This is a genomic window from Streptomyces sp. L7 (assembly GCF_050990935.1).
In the GTDB taxonomy this organism is placed as follows: Bacteria; Actinomycetota; Actinomycetes; order Actinomycetales; family Microbacteriaceae; genus Leifsonia.
This window is the reverse complement of the sequence record NZ_CP194644.1, coordinates 537282-555087: the sequence shown is the minus strand read 5'-3', so window position 1 is coordinate 555087 and position 17806 is coordinate 537282. Positions and strand designations below refer to the sequence as shown.

The following is a 17806-nucleotide window of genomic DNA, read 5'->3' as shown; positions in this document are numbered from 1 at the left end:
ACCTGTCCATAATAATGCCTCGGCTCACGGGGGCCCGAAGGCGCGGTTGCGCGGCGTGCGGGGTCGCGACGGCGCGGCGCCCTCGCTACGCGCCCGCGAGCGCGCGGTGGACCGACGCGACCGCGCTCGCGCCCTCCCCGACCGCGGCGGCGATGCGCTTCATCGAGCCGTGCCGGACGTCGCCCGCCGCGAAGACGCCGACGACGCTGGTCTCGAACGGCAGCGGGCCGCGCACCGCGCCCACCACCGGCGGAAGGTCGACGTCCGTCAGCAGGAAGCCGCTGCCGTCCGCGGCCGCGCCGCTCAGCCACGACGCCCGCGGCTCGGCTCCCACGAAGCAGAACAGCGCGGCCGCGGCCACGCGCTCGTCGGCGCCGGTCGCGGAGGACGTCAGGGTGACGGCCTCGAGCTGTTCGCCGCCGAGCAGCGCGGTCACGTCGGACGACGTGTGCACCGTGATCCGCTCGTGCGACCGCACCCGGTCGACCAGGTACGTGGACATCTTGGCCGCGATGTCGCCACCGCGGACGACCAGGGCGACCTCGCTGCCGAGCTCCGCGAGGTAGAGCGCCGCCTGGCCCGCGGAGTTCGCGCCGCCCACGACGACCGCGGGGCGGCGGGCGACGGTCCTCGCCTCCAGCTCGGTCGTCGCGAAGAAGATGCTGCCGCCCTCGAAGTCGGACCAGCGCTCCAGCGGGAGGCGGCGGTAGCGGGCGCCGGTGGCGACGACGACGGTCCGCGCGCGGATGGCGTCGCCCTCCGCCAGCGTCAGCTCGTGACCTCCCTCGCGCGGCGACAGCGCCGTGACCTCCGCGGGCGCCGACAGCCGGACGCCGAACTTCAGCGCCTGCACCAGGCCGAGCTCGGTGATCTCGGCGCCGGAGACGCCGGACGGGAAGCCGAGGTAGTTCTCGATGCGGGAGCTGGCCGCGGCCTGGCCGCCCGGCGCGAGGGCGTCGAGCACCAGGGTGCGCAGCCCCTCGGAGGCGCCGTAGATGCCGGCGGCGAGGCCGGCCGGACCGGCGCCGACGACCACCAGGTCGAACTCGTCGCCGTCGCGGTACCGGTACGCCAGACCCACCGCCTCCGCGAGCGCGAGGGGGTGGCGGCGGCGATCACGGCCGCGCGGGAGACGACGAGCGGGAGGTCGAGGCCGGCGTGCTCGGAGGCCGCCAGCGCCTCCCGGCCCGCCTCGGTCGAGACGTCGGTCCAGCGGTGCGGCAGCTCCATGCGTGAGGCGTAGCGGCGCAGGGCCATCGCCGCGGCCGAGCCCTCCGTCCCGAAGATCTGCGTGGTGCGGTCGGCCGCCGCCATGAGCAGACGCCGCCGTGCACGGAAGGCGGCGAGCAGGGTCTCCGACAGTTCCCCGTCGTTCGACATGAGCTGCTTGAACACCGCGTTCGGGATGCGCCGCACCCGGCTCGGCTCGACGATGCGGGCCGTCAGCAGCGACGCCTGACCGGTCAGCATGCTCAGCTCGCCCAGGAACTCGCCGGCCTGCCACTCGGCGACGACGCGCGCGGGCGAGGTCCCCGTGGCCTCCCGGACGATGTCCACACGGCCGGACTCCATGACGAAGAAGTCGAGCTCCTCGTCTCCGGCGCGGAACAGGGTGTCCCCGACGGCGAACTCCTGCGACTCGCCGAGCGCCATCAGGCGGGCGAGCGCACCCTGCTCCAGGACGGGGTTGGCTGCGGTGCCGACCGGGACTCGGAACGGCGGCCGTTCAGGCGGGGGCGTCGGCACGCCGCGATCATAGGCGACCGCGGCGTGGCCGCACCATCCTCAGACCGCGGCGTCCACCCGTGCCGGGCGGGAGGAGACTCGCGCCCGCACCTTGTCCAGGAAGTACGCGTGGAACCGCGTGTCCCCGGTGATCTCGGGGTGGAACGACGTGCCGAGGAGGTCGCCCTGCTCGACGGCGACCACCCGGCCGTCCGGCACGCGCGCCAGCACGGTCGCACGCTCCCCCACGCTCTCCACGATCGGCGCGCGGATGAACACCGCGTGCACCGGCTCGTCACCGAGCTGCGGGATGTCGAGGTCGGTCTCGAACGAGTCCACCTGCGAGCCGAACGCGTTGCGGCGCACCGCGACATCCAGGCCGCCGAGGCTCTGCTGGCCGGCGATGCCGTCCACGATCGCGTCCGCGAGCATGATGAGGCCGGCGCAGGTGCCGTACACCGGGAGCCCGGCGGCGATGGCGGCCTTCAGCGGCTCGGCGACGCCGAACGCCCGCGACAGCTTGTCCATGACGCTGGACTCGCCGCCCGGGATGACCAGGCCGTCGATGCGCTCCAGCTCCTCCGCCCGGCGCACCGGGACGGCGTCGGCGCCGAGGCCGCGCAGGACCGCGAGGTGCTCGCGGAAATCCCCTGCAGGGCCAGGACGCCGACGCGCGGGCCGGTTGCGGCAGGCGGCGCTGCGGTCGCGTTACCAGCCACGCTCGGCGAGGCGGTGCGGCGCGGCGAGGTCGGAGACGTTGATGCCGACCATCGCCTCGCCGAGGCCGCGGGAGACCTCGGCGATGACCTTCGGGTCGTCGTAGAAGGTGGTCGCCTTGACGATCGCTGCAGCACGCTGCTCCGGGTTGCCCGACTTGAAGATGCCCGAGCCGACGAAGACGCCGTCCGCGCCGAGCTGCATCATCATCGCCGCGTCGGCCGGGGTGGCCACGCCGCCCGCGGTGAACAGCACGACGGGGAGCTTGCCGGTCTCGGCGATCTCGGCGACCAGCTCGTACGGGGCCTGGAGGTCCTTGGCGGCGACGTAGAGCTCGTCGCGGGTCATCGACTTCAGCGCGTTGATCTCCGAGGTGATCTTGCGGATGTGCTTGGTGGCCTCCGAGACGTCGCCGGTGCCGGCCTCGCCCTTGGAGCGGATCATCGCCGCGCCCTCGTTGATGCGGCGCAGGGCCTCACCGAGGTTGGTGGCGCCGCAGACGAACGGGACGGTGAACTGCCACTTGTCGATGTGGTTGACGTAGTCGGCGGGCGAGAGCACCTCGGACTCGTCGATGTAGTCGACGTCGAGCGCCTGCAGCACCTGGGCCTCGACGAAGTGGCCGATGCGGGCCTTCGCCATGACCGGGATCGAGACCTCGGCGATGATCGCCTCGATGAGGTCCGGGTCGCTCATGCGGGCGACGCCGCCCTGCGCGCGGATGTCGGCGGGGACGCGCTCCAGTGCCATGACGGCGACGGCGCCGGCGTCCTCGGCGATGCGGGCCTGCTCGGGAGTGACGACGTCCATGATGACGCCGCCCTTCAGCATCTCGGCCAGGCCGCGCTTGACCCGGCTCGAACCCGTCGCGTTGCCCTGTTCTCTGTCTGTCATGATCGCCCTCTCGTGCGGTACAAAAACTACTTTGGCCTATGCCGAACGATAGCATCCTACCCAGGGCTGGCTAGACTCGACGCCGGGGAGCGAAATGGACGAACAGGTCATCACGGGCACGACCGCGGCGGAGATCGCGGCAAGCGTGCGCGCGCTCCACGAACGCGGGGCGCTGCGCCGCGGCGACGCCCTCCCCCGGTGCGCGAACTGGCCGCCCGGCTCCGGGTCAACCGCAACACGGCCGTCGCCGCCTACCGGCTGCTGGCGCAGGCGGGCGTGGTCGTGGCGCGCGGCCGGGCCGGCACCGTCATCGCGGGCGTGGAGGCCGTCGCCCAGGAGGGCTACGCGGCCGACAGCATCCTCCGGGACATCGGGACCGGCAACCCGGATCCGGGACGCATCCCCGACCTCTCCTCGGCCCTCGCCCGCGCGACGGGCCGGCCGGTGCTCTACGGCGAGCCGGTCATCGACCCGGCGCTGGAGGCACGCGCGCTCGCGTGGGTGCGGGAGGACCTCCCCGGCCTTGAACCGGGCCCCGACCTCCGGATCACCGTGACGAACGGCGCCGTCGACGCCGTCGAGCGGCTGCTGGCCCAGGCCCTGCTCCGCGACGACGCGGTCGCGCTGGAGGACCCGTGCTTCCTGGCCAGCATCCACACGGTCCGGCACGGCGGTTACCGCGCGGTGCCCGTGCCGGTGGACGCCGAGGGGATGACCGTCGAAGGCCTCCGCGCGGCGCTCGACGCCGGTGTGCGCGCGATCATCTGCACGCCCCGCGCGCAGAACCCGACGGGGGCGACCCTCTCCCCCACCCGCGCCGCCGCCCTGCGCACGCTGCTGGCCGACCATCCCTATGTGCTCGTCATCGAGGACGACCACTTCTCCATGCTGTCCCAGCGCCCCTACGAGACACTCATCGGCCCCGGCCACCGCCGCTTCGCGCTGGTCCGCTCGGTGTCGAAGTTCCTCGGCCCGGACATGTGCCTCGCGATCGCCGCGACGGACGCGGAGACCGCCGACCGTCTCGCCTTCCGGCTGAGCCCGGGCACCACCTGGGTGAGCCACATCCTCCAGCGGCTGGTGCTCGCCCAGCTCACGGACGACACGGTGCTGCGGGAGGTCGCGGAGGCCGGGCGGCACTACGCCGCACAGAACGTGGACTTCGCGACGCGGCTGACCGCACGCGGCCTGCCGACCGAAGCCGGCGACGGGCTCAACCTGTGGGTGGCGCTGCCGGTCGAGGCGCGGATCGTCGCCGAACGACTGATGCGACGCGGCTGGCTCGCGCGCACGGGTGACGAGTTCCTGCTGGGCGGCCATCCCGCGGCCTCGCACCACCTGCGGCTGACGGTGCACGACCTCACCGAGGAGGAGGCGGGCCGACTGGTCGACGATCTCGTGGAGGCGGCCGAGCGGTCGGCGCCCCGGACCTGATCTGACAGGATCGAAGGATGCGTATCCTCTCCATCCAGTCCGCCGTCGCCTACGGTCATGTGGGCAACTCCGCCGCCGTGTTCCCGCTCCAGCGCATCGGCGTGGAGGTGCTCCCCGTCCACACCGTGAACTTCTCCAACCACACGGGGTACGGCGCGTGGCGCGGGCCGCTCATCGCGCCGGACGACGTGCGCGCGGTGATCACCGGGATCGAGGAGCGCGGCGTGCTCGGGACGGTCGACGCCGTCCTCTCCGGCTATCAGGGCAGCGAGGGCATCGGCGACGTGATCGTGGACGCCGTCGCGCGCGTCAAGGCGGCCAACCCGAACGCGGTGTACGCCTGCGACCCGGTGATAGGGAACGCTAAGTCCGGCTGCTTCGTCGCGCCGGCCATCCCGAAGCTGCTGCGCGACAAGGTCGTGCCGGTCGCCGACATCATCACGCCGAACCAGTTCGAGCTCGGGTATCTCACCGGCACCGAGCCGGCGGACCTGGACTCCACGCTCGCCTCGGTCGACGCGGCGCGCGCGATGGGGCCGCGCACCGTCCTCGTCACGAGTGTGGAACGTCCGGACCAGCCGGAGGACACCATCGAGATGCTCGCGGTGGACGACGCAGGCGCGTGGATCGTGCAGACGCCGCGACTGGCGCTGAAGGCGAACGGATCGGGCGACGTGACGGCGGCGCTGTTCACGGCGCACTACGTCGCGGCGCACCGAACGGAATCCGGCGCCGCGGCCTCCGCGCTCGGCAAGACCGTCTCCAGCGTGTACGACCTGCTCGCGAACACGCTCGCGTCGGGCGAGCGCGAGCTCCAGCTCGTGGAGTCGCAGGAGTCCTACGCGCACCCGCGCGAGCAGTTCGCGGTCACGCAGGTGCGCTGACCGCCCACATTCGTGCCGAATGTCGACTCTCGCGCAACCAGAGTCGACATTCGGCACGAATGTTTCGCGCTAAGCGCCGGCCTTCGGCCAGGCGGTGGCGAGGGCCTCGCGCACCTCGCCGAGGAGCTGCGGGAGAGCCTTGGTCTTGGCGATGATCGGGAAGAAGTTCGCGTCCTGCGCCCAGCGCGGCACGATGTGCTGATGGAGGTGCGCGGCGATGCCGGCGCCCGCGACCACCCCCTGATTCATCCCGATGTTGAAGCCGTCGTTGCGGGAGACCTCCCGGATGACGCGCATCGCGGTCTGGGTGATGCTGCCGATCTCCGCGACCTCCTCCGCGGTGGCCTCGTCGTAGTTCGCGATGTGGCGGTACGGGCAGACCAGCAGGTGGCCGCTGTTGTACGGGAACAGGTTGAGCAGCGCGTAGGCGTGCTCACCGCGGGCCACGATCAGCGATTCCTCATCGCTCAGGCTCGGCGCGACGCAGAACGGGCAGTCGTCCTTGCCGGGCTGCTGGCCGTGCTGGATGTAGACCATGCGGTGCGGGGTCCACAGCCGCTGGAACTCGTCCGGCACGCCGGCGAGGTACGACGGGTCGTCCACGCGGAGCTGCTCCGCGTGGACGTCCCCGTCACTGCCTGCGCTGTCGCGACCGGCGCCGTCGGCGTAGTCGTCGAGGCTCAGGCGGGCCATGCCGTGTCGACCAGCTCGTGTGCGTCGATGCTCGCGACGATGCGCTCGATGGCCTCGTCCACGGTCACGCCGTTGAGCTGCGTGCCGTCGCGGAAGCGGAAGCTGACCGTTCCCGCGGTGGAGTCCTCCTCGCCCACGATGAGCTGGAAGGGCACCTTGGCCTTGGTGTGCGTGCGGATCTTCTTCTGCATGCGGTCGTCGGAGTGGTCCACTTCCGCACGCACTCCGCGGGCGCGCAGCCGCGCGATCACGTCGTCCAGGAAGGGGCCGTACGCGTCGGCGACCGGGATGCCCACCACCTGCACCGGCGAGAGCCAGACCGGGAAGGCGCCCGCGTAGTGCTCCAGCAGGATCGCGAAGAACCGCTCGATGGAGCCGAGCAGCGCACGGTGGATCATCGCCGGCTGCTTGCGCGTGCCGTCGGCCGCGTTGTACTCCAGTTCGAACAGCTCCGGCTGGTTGAAGTCGAGCTGGACCGTCGAGAGCTGCCAGGTGCGGCCGATCGCGTCGCGCGCCTGCACGGAGATCTTCGGGCCGTAGAACGCCGCCCCGGCCGGGTCGTCCACCAGCTCCAGCCCGGACTCGATCGCCACCTCGCGGAGGGTCTCGGTCGCGGTCTCCCAGCTCTCGTCGCTGCCGACGTACTTCTCCGGGTCCTTGGTGGAGAGCTCCAGGTAGAAGTTCGTCAGGCCGTAGCCGCGCAGGGTCTCGAGCACGAAGTCGAGCTGGCTCGCCACCTCGTCCTTGATCTGCTCCTCAGTCACGTAGATGTGCGCGTCGTCCTGCGTGAGGCCGCGCACCCGGGTCAGGCCGGAAAGAGTGCCGGATTTCTCGTAGCGGTAGACCGTGCCGAACTCCGCCAGGCGCAGCGGCAGCTCGCGGTAGCTGCGCCCGCGCGCCCGGAAGATGAGGTTGTGCATCGGGCAGTTCATCGGCTTGAGGTAGTAGTCCTGCCCCTGCCGGGTGATGTTGCCCTCGGCGTCGCGCTCCTCGTCCAGGTGCATGGGCGGGAACATGCCGTCCCTGTACCAGTTGAGGTGCTGGCTGGTCTCGAAGAGGTGCGCCTTGGTGATGTGCGGCGTGTTCACGACCTCGTAGCCGTTCGCGATCAGTCGATCGCGCATGTAGTCCTCGATCTCCTTGCGGATGATCCCACCCTTCGGGTGGAACACCGCCAGGCCCGAGCCGATCTCCTCCGGGAAGCTGAACAGGTCGAGCTCCGCGCCGAGCTTGCGGTGGTCGCGCTTGGCGGCCTCCTCCATGCGGGTCTGGTACGCGCGCAGCTCGTCCTTGCTGGGCCACGCGGTTCCGTAGATGCGCTGGAGTTGCGGGTTCTTCTCCGAGCCGCGCCAGTAGGCGGCGGCGACGCGGGTGAGCGCCCAGCCGTTGTCGAGCATGCGCGTGCTCGGGATGTGCGGGCCGCGGCAGAGGTCCTTCCAGACCGTCTCGCCGGTCTTCGGGTCGACGTTGTCGTAGATGGTCAGCTCGCCGGAGCCGACCTCGACCGCCTCGTCGCCGCCGCCCGCCGCCGACCCTTTGAGGCCGATCAGCTCGAGCTTGTACGGTTCGCCGGCGAGCTCGGCGCGCGCCTCGTCGTCGGTCACGACGCGGCGCATGAAGCGCTGGCCCGCGCGCACGATGCGTGCCATCTCCTTGTCGAGGGCTTTGAGGTCCTCGGGGGTGAACGGCTCGGCGACGTCGAAGTCGTAGTAGAAACCGTCGGTGATGGGCGGACCGATGCCGAGCTTGGCCTCCGGGTTGATCGCCTGCACGGCCTGCGCGAGGACGTGCGCGGTGGAGTGCCGGAGGATGCTCAGCCCGTCGGGCGAGTCGATGGTGACCGGCTCGACCGTGTCGGTGGTCGTGACGGTCGTCGCGAGATCCTTCAGCTCACCGTTGACGCGCATCGCGACAACGGAACGGTCGGTGAAGAGCTCGAAGCCGTCGGCCACCTGTCCACTCCTAGAGTCGTATTCCAATGGGATGCGTCAACTCTAGTCGGCGCGAGCGGTCCGCCCGGACGAGCGGCGTCAGGGCACCAGCGTATAGAGCCCCGGCGCCCAGCCGTCCCCGATCACCGTGGGCTGGGCACTCGGGTCCAGCGGATTCTTGAGGTAGACGAGCTGTCCGCTCCGCCCCGGGTCGGCGGCGATGATGCCGGACGAGCCGCGACCCTCGTAGTCGCCGACGGCCCAGCCGTCCAGTGCCGGCGCCATGCTGCTCGGCTGCGTGATGGGAACGGCCAGCGGGAACGGAGTCGTTCCGCCCGCGGGTGTGCGGTTGAGGTCCAGGCTGTAGCCGCCCGGCGTGAGGTCGGCGTAGCCGTCTCCGTTGAGGTCGGCGAGCGCGGGACCGTGCCCGTTCGAATCCGTAGCGACGCCATCCGCCGGCAACTGCACCCCCGTGCTGAACGGGCGATGCAGCGGGTCGGTCGCTGCCCGGTTCTTGTAGAGCCACCGGGTTCCGTCGGCGCGTTCGGCGATCAGGTCGGCATAGCCGTCGCCGTCCACGTCTCCGACCGCGATCGACGTGAACGGCTGCCAGCCCGAGCCGATAACCGTCCCCGACGAGAACGGAAGCTTCGCCGGCGAGCTGCCGATGTTGTTGTAGTAGACGACCAGGGCGCCGTCGGAGCGGATGGCCACCAGGTCGGCGACTCCGTCACCGGAGATGTCCCCCAGGGTCGGGCTTCGCATCCCGCCGCCGGGGCTCCAGCCGGAACCGATGCTGCGGCTGGTCGTGAACGGCACCCGCCCGGGGTTCGAGTTGATGGAGTTCGTGTACAGGACGAGGCGACCGGTGATGTCGATCACCACAAGGTCCGCGTATCCGTCTCCGGTGACGTCGGAGTCGTGGGTCAGTGCAGGGCGCTTCGGGGCTTTGACGATCGGCGGACACGGGTCCGATACCCCCGAGAACATGCCGCGCGCCAGCGGATACGGCTGGCTCGGAGTCGAGATGGTCCAGCTGTAGTCGCCGACGGGCAGGAAGCCGTAGTTCCTCGACGTCTGCTCGAACGCGATCGTCCCGTCCGCGCGTGCCGTCGCCTGCCCGTAGGCTGAGCCGGACCCCGCGTTGAGCGAGACATTGATGACGTACGGCTGGCCGGGCACAAGTCCGCCCATGTCCGCTGTGAAGTCGAAGGCGGAGGAGCTTTCGCCCTGCGGGGTCAGATACCGCTGCGGGCAGTCCAGGGAGGCGGCCGGCGCCCCCGTCACCTGCTGTACACCGCTCGCACAGGAGTTGGCGCTCACATATCCCGTCGCTTGGATCGCGTTCGCCTGCCACGCGGTCAGCTCGTACGACGTCCCGGATACGAACTGACCCGAGAGAGTGGTGTCGATCGTGGCCCCGCCGTTGGCGTCGGTCGTCACGGTGAAGGGCGAACCAGGCTGTGTCGGAGGCCACTTCCCCGACACGTCGGTGCCGATCGTGTAGGCGGTGTCGGGTGCGAGCGAGCTCAGCGATGTCGCGAGGTGCGCGCTGCTGTAGTACCCGGGTTGCAGGCTGTTGCAGTCGATCGTGATCGACGAGGCCGAGAAGGCCGTGGTGATCGGAGCGGCGCCGGCCGGGGATGCCACCGCCACCGCTGCCGCGACGACCGCGACAGCGGCCACGAACCCGACCAGCAGCCGACGCAGATGTGAGCCCACAGAGCACCTCTCGATACAGCACCAGAGCGGCGCGGAGACATGCTATCCGCGGCATGCACGCCGAGCGATACCCACGAACGAGGGATCCCTGCCCCGACGGCCTCGGCTTTCGGCCTCGACGACGAGTGCCCCCTCCCGTCCGGGAGGGGGCACTCGGCCCTGCGAAGGGCGCGCTACTTCGTGATCGCCGCGAAGAAGGAAGCGCCGTTCGGCGTCCCCACTCCGGTGGCGGTGTCGTAGCCCTTGGTGCTGTGGAGCGTCTGGTTGGGCGTCTCCTGGGTCCGCAGGCTGTAGCTGAGACCACCCGCGGCGCTCTCGCTATCGACGTAGTTGACCCGGAGGACGCTCGGCAGCGCCGAGCCGAACAGGTCGGCCTGGTCGACGTCGTAGTAGCCCGAGCCGCCCGCCGCGTAGGCGCCGTAGATGCGCGGGTTCAGGAACCCGAGCGGTGCGCCGGCGACCTGGTTGGCGACGGCCGCGATGCCCGCGGTCAGCGGCGCGGCGACGGAGGTGCCGCCGATGCGGTACTCGTCGTAGTACGTACCGTTGCTGAACGCCTGGGTCTGTCCGACCAGCAGGCCCGTGTTCGGGTCGGCGAGGGCGCTGATGTCGGGCACCAGCCTCCCGGACGCCGAGCCGACCGCCGCGGCCTGGTACGACGGCTGCGCGAAAATCGTGCTCACGCCTCCGCCGCCACCGCCGTTGAAACCGCCCGGCAGGGCCGTCTTGAACGTGCCGTCCAGCTCGTACGGCGCTCCCGACATGTGGTCGGTCGCCGTCGGCGTCACCGAATCGAGCCCGGTCTGCCAGCCCACCTCGAACGACCGCTTCCAGCCGCTCTTGTTGAGCGCGGAGGACGGGTCGTCGACCGAGGCGTAACTGAGGCCGGTCGGCGCGGCCGCGGTGGGCACGACCGAGGCCGAGCTGCCGCCGACTGCCGTCACCCACGGGCTGTCCGCATAGAAGTCGACCGCCGGCTTGCCGAACGTGCCGACCTCGTCGCCGCCGTCACCGCTGGAGACGAAGACGCCGATGCCGGTCGCCGCCGCCTCGATGAAGGTGTTGTTGAGGCTGTTGATGAAGCCCTGCGGCACCGCCTCGCCCTGGAAGCCGTAGCTGATCGACAGGATGCTCGCCAGGTGGTTGTTGACGATGTGGTTCACCGACGCGTCGAAGTCCTGCCGCGCGTTCGCCGAGCCCACGTAGAGCAGCGCGGCGTCCGGAGCGGTGGTGTGGATGGCTTCGGCGTCGAGGGTCTCCTCGCCGTAGAAGTCTCCGGGCGTCTGCTTCGGGGTGTCGGGCAGCCTGTACACGCCTGGCGCCACGAGCTGCGTGATCTTGGGGGCCGGGAGGCCGTGCAGGCTGCTGTACTTCGTCACGTCCTGCACGAGCGTCGGGCTCGCGGTGGCCCCGACGAAAGCGACCGTCTGGCCGGCGCCCGTCGCGGCGACGGAGTCGAGGCCGTAGAGGCCGCGCACCTGGGCCGGCGTGTACCCGCACGGGGCGATCGGCTTGCTGCTGGTGCCGTACGCCGGGGCGTTCGGCATCGCGACCGTCTTCTCGCCGTACCAGAGCGAGCACGGCTGGCCGGCGCGGAAGCCCGCGGATGGTGCGCCGTGGACCTGGTTCGGGCCGTTGCCGTTCGTGTTGGTCGGCGCGATGAGGTCGGCTCCCTGGTCGAGGCCCGCCACGCTCTCGACGATGCCGTTGAGGGAGGCCGGGATGGTCACCGCGGACTCCGGCGCGCGCAGCGTGGTGCCGTACGCGTCGTACTCGCCCAGCGTGACGCCGAACGCGCTCTGCGCCTGGGCGACGGTGCCCTCGGCGGAGACGTACCGGTTGTTCGACGGGGTGTCCACGATCGTGAAGCCGGCGTTGCGCAGGAACTGCTGCACCGCGCCCACGCTGGACTGCGAAGGCGCGAACTGCTTGCGGAACTGTTGCGGCGTCAGGTACTGCCGGTAGCTCGCCGAGCCGGGCGTGGACACGGCGAGCGCCGTCGCCGCCGCCTGTGCCTGGTTCTGCCACGGCAGGTATACCCGGAGGTCGACCGTGTCGGTCGCGGGGGCTGCGGAGCGGAGTGCTTTCGCGTTCGCCCACGCGGGCTGGCTGCCGGGCAGAGCGTTCCTTCCGGGTGCCGCGACGGCGGGCGACGCGGCCACCGCGGCAAAGAGAAGGGCCGCGCCGGTGGTGACGGCTGCGGCCCTGAGGGTTCTGGTTGTCGTGCGCATGGATGTCCTTTCACCAATGCGATGGATGCGCTGGTAAGCGCACGGCTATCCAACCCCTGCGAACAGGGGTAGACCAAGCATGGCTTCCTGAGAAACCTTTCAGGATTGGGGGGCGGCGTCCGCGAGATCGTGTCCGCGTACGAGGCGGGCTGGTGCGACGGCGACGCCGAGGTGCGGTTGTTACGGTGGAACACATGACCACGATCGAGATCGACGTCGCGACCGCGCTCGACAGCACCGACCTGGACGCTATCCGCTTGCTGCTGCCGCAACTCTCCCGCTCCTCCACATTCGACGAGGAGCGCCTCGTCGCGATGCTGAACCACCCCGGCACCGATCTGCTGGTCGCCCGCTCCGACGGTGTGGTCGCCGGGATAGCGACGCTGGCGTCGTTCCCGCTTGCGACCGGCTGGCGAGGTCATGTGGACGACGTGGTGGTGGACGACGCTCATCGCGGGCAGGGCATCGCCCGGAGACTGCTCGAGGCGATCATCCAGCTCGCCGAGGCGCGGGGACTTCGGACGCTGGACCTGACCTCACGACCGAGCCGCCGGGCGGCGATCGCGCTGTACGAGTCGGTGGGATTCGTGCGACGGGACTCGACGCTGATGCGGTACGCCGGCGTGCGGGACTAGGGTCCTCGACGCCGCAGCTCACCGAGGTGTACGGCACGATCATGGATGTCGTGGAGGTGGGCCCGCCGAGCGCGGCGGTGCGAACGTCACCGCCCCGCTCCCGGTGAGAGACTAGCGGAGGGCCGCGCCCAGAATCCGGTCAGCCGCGGCGTGCGCGCGACGTGCCCCCGCGGTCATGACCGCGAGTCCGCGGCCGCGAACGACCGCAGCACCCGGCTCGCCACCGCCGCCACATCGTCGGCGCTCGTGTCGACCACGTCACCCTCGATGCCTGCGGAGTCGAGGATCGCCGTCAGCTCTGCGGCGCGGGCCAGATGCCAGGCCAGCCCGTCCGGATCGCCCACGTGCCGCGCCCGGAGCCGTCCCTCGATCGCCTCAGCGTCGGCGGTCAGCCGCACGAAGGTCGCCGAGCCTCCGGCCGCCCGCCGGAACCGTTCCGCGTCCTCCCGGGATTCGATGACCCCGGCGACGATGACCACCCGGGCGCCGGCCGCGCCGAAGTTCGCGACCAGGGCGGCCAGGTTCGCGAGCTGCAGCCCGAGGTTGAACGGGTCGCCGGCCGCGGCAGGACGGAACCGGCGGATCTCGTCGAGGTCGACGACGGCGTGCGGCCGCGTCTCGAGGTCGCTCAGCGCGTCGGCCACCGAGGTCTTGCCCACACCGACCGTGCCGTTCAGGAACACTGCGTGCATCCCGCGATTCTCGCAGGCCCGACTCCCCGAGCTGGGCCGAGTGAGCGCCCACAGCCGCGAGCTCCCAGCCATCGTCTTCGGGCGCTCTACGTCCACGCTCTTGCACGCACTCCGCCTGAACGAAAAAACCCCCGGAATTCCGGGGGTTTCGTGGTGGGCGATACTGGGATCGAACCAGTGACCTCTTCCGTGTCAGGGAAGCGCGCTACCGCTGCGCCAATCGCCCAGAACCTGAGTTGCTCAGGATCGAGGTGGATACGGGATTCGAACCCGTGTATACGGCTTTGCAGGCCGCTGCCTCGCCTCTCGGCCAATCCACCGAAGCCACACAACACGGAAAAACCGTACCGTATTCGAGAGGCCTGGAATCCAGAGATACCAGGCCGACTCGAGCGGATGACGAGACTCGAACTCGCGACCCTCACCTTGGCAAGGTGATGCGCTACCAACTGCGCTACATCCGCATTTCGCGCCCCGGTCTCCCGCGGCACTTGAATGACTTTAGCCGATCCCCGGGCCGATGACCAAACCGGACGCGCCGGCCGGGTGTGTCGCATGACGCAACGCGCGGCGCGCGAGGCCGATGTGCAATCGGGGGCCGCCGTCGGCTAGTATCGAGTCTCGCAGCCGGAATCCTCGGCCGCGAATCCACGGGCGATTGGCGCAGTTGGTAGCGCGCTTCCTTCACACGGAAGAGGTCATCAGTTCGAGTCTGGTATCGCCCACCGTCGAAGAACCCCTCGGTCAGCCGAGGGGTTCTTCGTTTGTGTGGGTAACCCGATGTCACCCGGCTTCGCCTCAGGAAGCCACAGCATTGCTCCTCGGGCTCGGGATCGTATGGCCTCGCGATCATTTTCCGGCTCCCTCGTCTACAGGTTCGGCCTCGCTTTCCACCGTTAGGGCGGCTGCTCAACCGCTCCAGCAGCCGCTCGGAGCGGGTGTCTTGCCGGAGTCCCGCCGGAGGGTATGTGCTGGGTCCCATCAACACGATGAGCACATTTTCTGGGAGGGCATGATGGAAACTTCGACGTACTTAGGTACCGACATCGCGGGGATGATGCACGCAGCTCGTGCGGAGGCGCGACGCATCACGGAAGCCAACAAGGGCGACTACGTGAGCGACCACAAGGCGATCCTCGAGCGGCTGGAGACGGCAGAGCTGATCACCGATGAAGAGGTGCAGACCCTTCTCGACCTCTACGTGCTCGGGTATGAAGCCGGTGAAGGAAAGGGCGACCCCCAACGCGCGTTCTTCGAGTCGCGCCAGGTCTACGACAGGCTCGCCGCGAGCGGCAAAGCCAGTCCCGTGGCACTGGTCGTCGCGTCCGCCGCCGTCGGCTCATTCGACGTCTCCGTGAACCCCGAGGGATCCACCACGGTCAGCATCGCCCGGGTCAGCTACGGCTCGAGCTTGGCGGGCATCGGCGCCGGCATCGGCTCGCTTCTCGGCGGCCCTGCCGGCGGCGTACTCGGCGGTGCGATCGGAGGACTGATCGGGGGCATCATCGATGACAAGAAGGGGAAGAAGTAGGTGCAGCGCGGGATGTCCCGAAAGCTGATCCTCCGACCTCCGAAGCTCAGTACCCGATCACGCCCGTGAAGTCCGGCGAACCGTCCGGCCTCGCCGGCAGCGGGGTGCCATTGACGTAGCGCGGCCACTCCAGGCGGTATCCGCCGGCCGGTGACAGCACGTTCGGGTACGCGGACGGCGGCGCGGCGGGAGCCGGAGCGGGAGCAGGCGGCGCGCCAACAGGCGGCGCGGCGACAGACGGCGCGGCAGCAGACGGCGCGGCAGGACCAGGCGCCGCCGCCGGGGCAGGCGCCGCAGCCGGTGCGTACGCAGCAGGCGGAGCGTACGCGGCAGGCGCCACTCCCCGTCTTTCGCCGTCTTCGGCCCGAACAGCGAATACGTCAACGGGATGAGGATCGTCCCCAGCGCGTCCAGGATCGCGATCGTCGCCACCATCCGCCAGTACGCCTCCGAGAACTCCACGCGGTCGAACACGAGCGGCGCCGCCAACCCCACCGTGAGCGCGCCGACCAGGACCAGCGTGCAGACCGTCACCTTCGACATGATCGGCCCGGTGAAGCGCTGCTGCGTGTTCAGGACCAGGTGGATGTGCAGGAGGCCGAGCCGCACCACCACAACAAGCGCGATCCAACCGAAGAAGCCCCAGGAGGACGTGCCGGGCATGCCCTCCGGCCCGGACGCGCCGTCCAGCGCCGGCGCCCAGAGCTTCACCAACCCGTCGAGCAGCAGGAACGCCGACAGCGTCACCGAGACCGCTCCGAACCAGGGCGCCCGGCGCGCAGACACGTCCGCGTCGTACCAGGACACCAGCGAGAAGAACACCAGCAGTGCGATCGTACCGATCAGCCGCCAGCAGGTGTCGTCCCACCGTCCGATGATCACGGCGTACACGCCGACGAGCGCGGCGGCGATCAGGGAGCCGATCACGATCCGCGGGAGCAGGTGGCGCACCCACGCGAAGCGGTTCGTCTCGGGAGGGAGGGCGCCGGTCAGGTCCGTCATGACTCGAACGCTATCCACCGACCCGGAACCGCAGAATCCGTGCCAGTACGGTATTCGCTCCGCGCTACCCCGCGCGCCGACTCGGATGCGGGGCACGAAGGACCAGTTCTGGGCGACCCGGGCGGGAGCATCACTTCCGGCTCCGGAGGCCGCTGCGCTAGTCCGCGCCCGGGAGCGCGCGCAGCGCCGCCACGAGCTGCCCGGTGTCCGGCATCCCGCGCAACCCCGCCGGAGTGACGTAGACGCGGCAGGCGAGCTCCCGGACGGGCTCGCCGTCCGGGAAGAGGTCGGCGCCGTCCACGACGATCGTGGGCGACCCGGCGAACGCTGTGCCGGCGAGCTGGGCGGAGTCCTCCAGGAGGCGGTACTGCACCGCCGCGTCGATCCCCGCCTCTGCGAGCGCGACCTCCAGCCGCGCCCCGGTCTCCCGCCAGCTCGGGCACTCCTCGATGTGCAGCACCTCGACGCGCATACCCCAACCTTACGTTCCGTGACACGCCCGGATGCACTCGCCGCCGCGGTGCCCCATCCTTGGTCGATGAGCTTCGAACCGGCCCGACCCCTGGAGCAGCTGTTCGCGTCCCGTTCGAGCATCAAGTGGCGCCGCTACCCGGCGGACGTGCTGCCGGTCTTCGTCGCCGAGATGGACTTCGACGTCGAGCCGGCCATCCTCGACCGCGTCGCCGAGACGCTCCGCAACTCGGACACCGGGTACCTCGACTCGGCCGGCCCGCTCGCCCCGCCTTCGCGGACTTCGCCTGGAGTTCGTGGTCGTGGGGCGTCGACCCGGAATGGGTGCACCTGGCAACCGACGTGACGGTGGGCGTGGTCGAGACCCTGCGGCTGGTGCTTCCGGAGGCCGGCGGGCGCGTCGTCCTGACGCCTCCCGTCTATCCGCCGTTCTTCGAGATGATCGAGGAGGCCGACGCCGTCGCGATCACGGTTCCGCTCCGCGAGGACGCCGGCTGGACGCTCGACCTCGACGGGCTGGAGGCCGCCTTCGCCGCGGGAGCCGATGCCCTGCTGCTCTGCAACCCGCAGAACCCGACCGGCCGATGTCACAGCCGGCGCACCCTGGAGGCGCTCGCCCGCCTCGCCGCCCGCTACGGGGTGTTCATCGTCAGCGACGAGGTGCACGCCCCGCTCGCCCACCCGGGCGCCCGCTTCACGCCGTTCGCGCCCATCGCCCGGGCCGCCGACGCCCGCGCCGTCACCGTGACCTCCGCCAGCAAGGCGTGGAACCTCGCCGGGCTCAAGTGCGCGGTCATCGTCGCCGCCGAGCCCGACACCGCCGACCTGCTCACCCGGCTGCCCGAGGAGCTCGCCGCGCGCACCAGCATCCTCGGCCTCCATGCCAACGTCGCGGCGCTGTCCTGCCTGCGCTGGCGCGACGGACTGCTCGATCAGCTCATGACGAACCTCCGACTGCTGGAGTCCGAGCTCGCCGTGCACGCACCGTCGGTGCGGGTGGTCCGGCCCGACGCCGGCTACCTCGCGTGGCTGGACTTCCGGGAGACCTCGCTCGGCGACGACCCCGCGCGCGCGCTGATCGACACCGGCCGGGTCGCCCTCAACTCGGGTCTCGCTTTCGGCGAGCAGGGCCGCGGCTTCGCCCGCATCAACCTCGCCTGCGACCCCAGCACGGTCGTTGAGGCCGTCCGCCGCATCGCCGCGACCGTCGCCGCGGCGGCTCCGGCGCTCGCCCGCGCGTAAGT

General features: G+C 70.6%; 16 protein-coding genes, 4 tRNA genes and 1 pseudogene. 7 read left to right on the top strand and 14 right to left on the bottom strand.

Annotated features, from left to right (window positions below; translation table 11 throughout):
• Positions 1 to 85: 85 nt before the first annotated feature.
• The 4 genes and pseudogenes from ACR5MH_RS02745 to pdxS form a co-directional block, all read right to left on the bottom strand.
• Positions 86 to 1081, bottom strand: coding sequence for an NAD(P)/FAD-dependent oxidoreductase (locus ACR5MH_RS02745; protein ID WP_431350079.1), 996 nt, complete (start codon positions 1079 to 1081; stop codon positions 86 to 88).
• Positions 1082 to 1380: 299 nt separating this feature from the next.
• A pseudogene (locus ACR5MH_RS02740) lies at positions 1381 to 1653 on the bottom strand (Crp/Fnr family transcriptional regulator); the annotation flags it as partial.
• Positions 1654 to 1785: 132 nt separating this feature from the next.
• Entirely contained in the window at positions 1786 to 2319 is a 534-nt protein-coding gene (pdxT, locus tag ACR5MH_RS02735) for a pyridoxal 5'-phosphate synthase glutaminase subunit PdxT (protein ID WP_433862257.1), read from the bottom strand.
• A gap of 114 nt (positions 2320 to 2433) precedes the next feature.
• Positions 2434 to 3336 (bottom strand): pyridoxal 5'-phosphate synthase lyase subunit PdxS, encoded by a 903-nt coding sequence (pdxS, locus tag ACR5MH_RS02730; protein WP_433862256.1) that lies wholly within the window; start codon positions 3334 to 3336, stop codon positions 2434 to 2436.
• 198 nt (positions 3337 to 3534) lie between these two features.
• On the opposite strand from pdxS, the gene ACR5MH_RS02725 reads away from it, so the two are divergent.
• Positions 3535 to 4770 carry an aminotransferase class I/II-fold pyridoxal phosphate-dependent enzyme gene (locus ACR5MH_RS02725; RefSeq protein WP_433862255.1) on the top strand — a complete coding sequence of 412 codons (1236 nt, stop codon included), beginning with the start codon at positions 3535 to 3537 and terminating at the stop codon, positions 4768 to 4770.
• 17 nt (positions 4771 to 4787) lie between these two features.
• On the top strand, positions 4788 to 5654 hold the full coding sequence (gene pdxY / locus ACR5MH_RS02720) for a pyridoxal kinase PdxY (RefSeq protein WP_431350080.1): 867 nt from the start codon (positions 4788 to 4790) through the stop codon (positions 5652 to 5654).
• A 69-nt stretch (positions 5655 to 5723) separates the two neighbouring features.
• Here the strand turns inward: pdxY and ACR5MH_RS02715 are convergent, their stop codons facing one another.
• The 4 genes from ACR5MH_RS02715 to ACR5MH_RS02700 all read right to left on the bottom strand — a co-directional run bounded on the left by ACR5MH_RS02715 (position 5724) and on the right by ACR5MH_RS02700 (position 12231).
• Positions 5724 to 6191: an HIT family protein gene (locus tag ACR5MH_RS02715; protein ID WP_433862594.1), complete on the bottom strand. Its 468-nt coding sequence runs from the start codon at positions 6189 to 6191 to the stop codon at positions 5724 to 5726.
• 143 nt (positions 6192 to 6334) lie between these two features.
• Positions 6335 to 8299, bottom strand: coding sequence for a threonine--tRNA ligase (gene thrS / locus ACR5MH_RS02710; RefSeq protein ID WP_431350081.1), 1965 nt, complete (start codon positions 8297 to 8299; stop codon positions 6335 to 6337).
• A 78-nt stretch (positions 8300 to 8377) separates the two neighbouring features.
• Positions 8378 to 10000, bottom strand: coding sequence for an FG-GAP repeat domain-containing protein (locus tag ACR5MH_RS02705; protein WP_431350082.1), 1623 nt, complete (start codon positions 9998 to 10000; stop codon positions 8378 to 8380).
• A gap of 173 nt (positions 10001 to 10173) precedes the next feature.
• Positions 10174 to 12231, bottom strand: a complete 2058-nt coding sequence (locus tag ACR5MH_RS02700) for a S53 family peptidase (RefSeq protein ID WP_433862254.1) — start codon at positions 12229 to 12231, stop codon at positions 10174 to 10176.
• A 194-nt stretch (positions 12232 to 12425) separates the two neighbouring features.
• Here ACR5MH_RS02700 and ACR5MH_RS02695 point away from each other — a divergent pair, with 194 nt between their 5' ends.
• A complete protein-coding gene (locus tag ACR5MH_RS02695) occupies positions 12426 to 12866 on the top strand; it encodes an N-acetyltransferase family protein (protein WP_431350084.1) in 441 nt (146 codons plus the stop codon).
• 173 nt (positions 12867 to 13039) lie between these two features.
• Here ACR5MH_RS02695 and ACR5MH_RS02690 read toward each other — a convergent pair whose 3' ends face one another.
• The 4 genes from ACR5MH_RS02690 to ACR5MH_RS02675 all read right to left on the bottom strand — a co-directional run bounded on the left by ACR5MH_RS02690 (position 13040) and on the right by ACR5MH_RS02675 (position 14022).
• Complete coding sequence (locus tag ACR5MH_RS02690) at positions 13040 to 13558, bottom strand: AAA family ATPase (protein WP_431350085.1); 519 nt, start codon at positions 13556 to 13558, stop codon at positions 13040 to 13042.
• A 151-nt stretch (positions 13559 to 13709) separates the two neighbouring features.
• Positions 13710 to 13784 (bottom strand) — tRNA-Val (locus ACR5MH_RS02685).
• A 23-nt stretch (positions 13785 to 13807) separates the two neighbouring features.
• Positions 13808 to 13878 (bottom strand) — tRNA-Cys (locus ACR5MH_RS02680).
• Positions 13879 to 13949: 71 nt separating this feature from the next.
• A tRNA-Gly gene (locus tag ACR5MH_RS02675) sits at positions 13950 to 14022 on the bottom strand.
• A 188-nt stretch (positions 14023 to 14210) separates the two neighbouring features.
• Here ACR5MH_RS02675 and ACR5MH_RS02670 point away from each other — a divergent pair.
• Positions 14211 to 14283 (top strand) — tRNA-Val (locus tag ACR5MH_RS02670).
• 290 nt (positions 14284 to 14573) lie between these two features.
• Positions 14574 to 15089, top strand: coding sequence for a hypothetical protein (locus tag ACR5MH_RS02665; RefSeq protein ID WP_431350086.1), 516 nt, complete (start codon positions 14574 to 14576; stop codon positions 15087 to 15089).
• Between the two features lie 57 nt (positions 15090 to 15146).
• On the opposite strand, the gene ACR5MH_RS02660 is transcribed toward ACR5MH_RS02665, so the two are convergent.
• Together ACR5MH_RS02660 and ACR5MH_RS02655 are read right to left on the bottom strand one after the other, a co-directional pair.
• Positions 15147 to 16091 carry a hypothetical protein gene (locus ACR5MH_RS02660; RefSeq protein WP_433862253.1) on the bottom strand — a complete coding sequence of 315 codons (945 nt, stop codon included), beginning with the start codon at positions 16089 to 16091 and terminating at the stop codon, positions 15147 to 15149.
• 157 nt (positions 16092 to 16248) lie between these two features.
• Positions 16249 to 16563, bottom strand: coding sequence for a thioredoxin family protein (locus ACR5MH_RS02655; protein WP_431350088.1), 315 nt, complete (start codon positions 16561 to 16563; stop codon positions 16249 to 16251).
• Between the two features lie 66 nt (positions 16564 to 16629).
• Between ACR5MH_RS02655 and ACR5MH_RS02650 the strand changes: the two genes are divergently transcribed.
• The gene (locus tag ACR5MH_RS02650) at positions 16630 to 16908 is read left to right on the top strand and encodes a hypothetical protein (protein WP_431350089.1); all 279 of its coding nucleotides are present in this window, start codon (positions 16630 to 16632) and stop codon (positions 16906 to 16908) included.
• Positions 16887 to 17804, top strand: a complete 918-nt coding sequence (locus tag ACR5MH_RS02645) for a MalY/PatB family protein (RefSeq protein WP_431350090.1) — start codon at positions 16887 to 16889, stop codon at positions 17802 to 17804. The genes ACR5MH_RS02650 and ACR5MH_RS02645 overlap by 22 nt, the downstream gene beginning before the upstream one ends.
• Positions 17805 to 17806 lie beyond the last annotated feature (2 nt).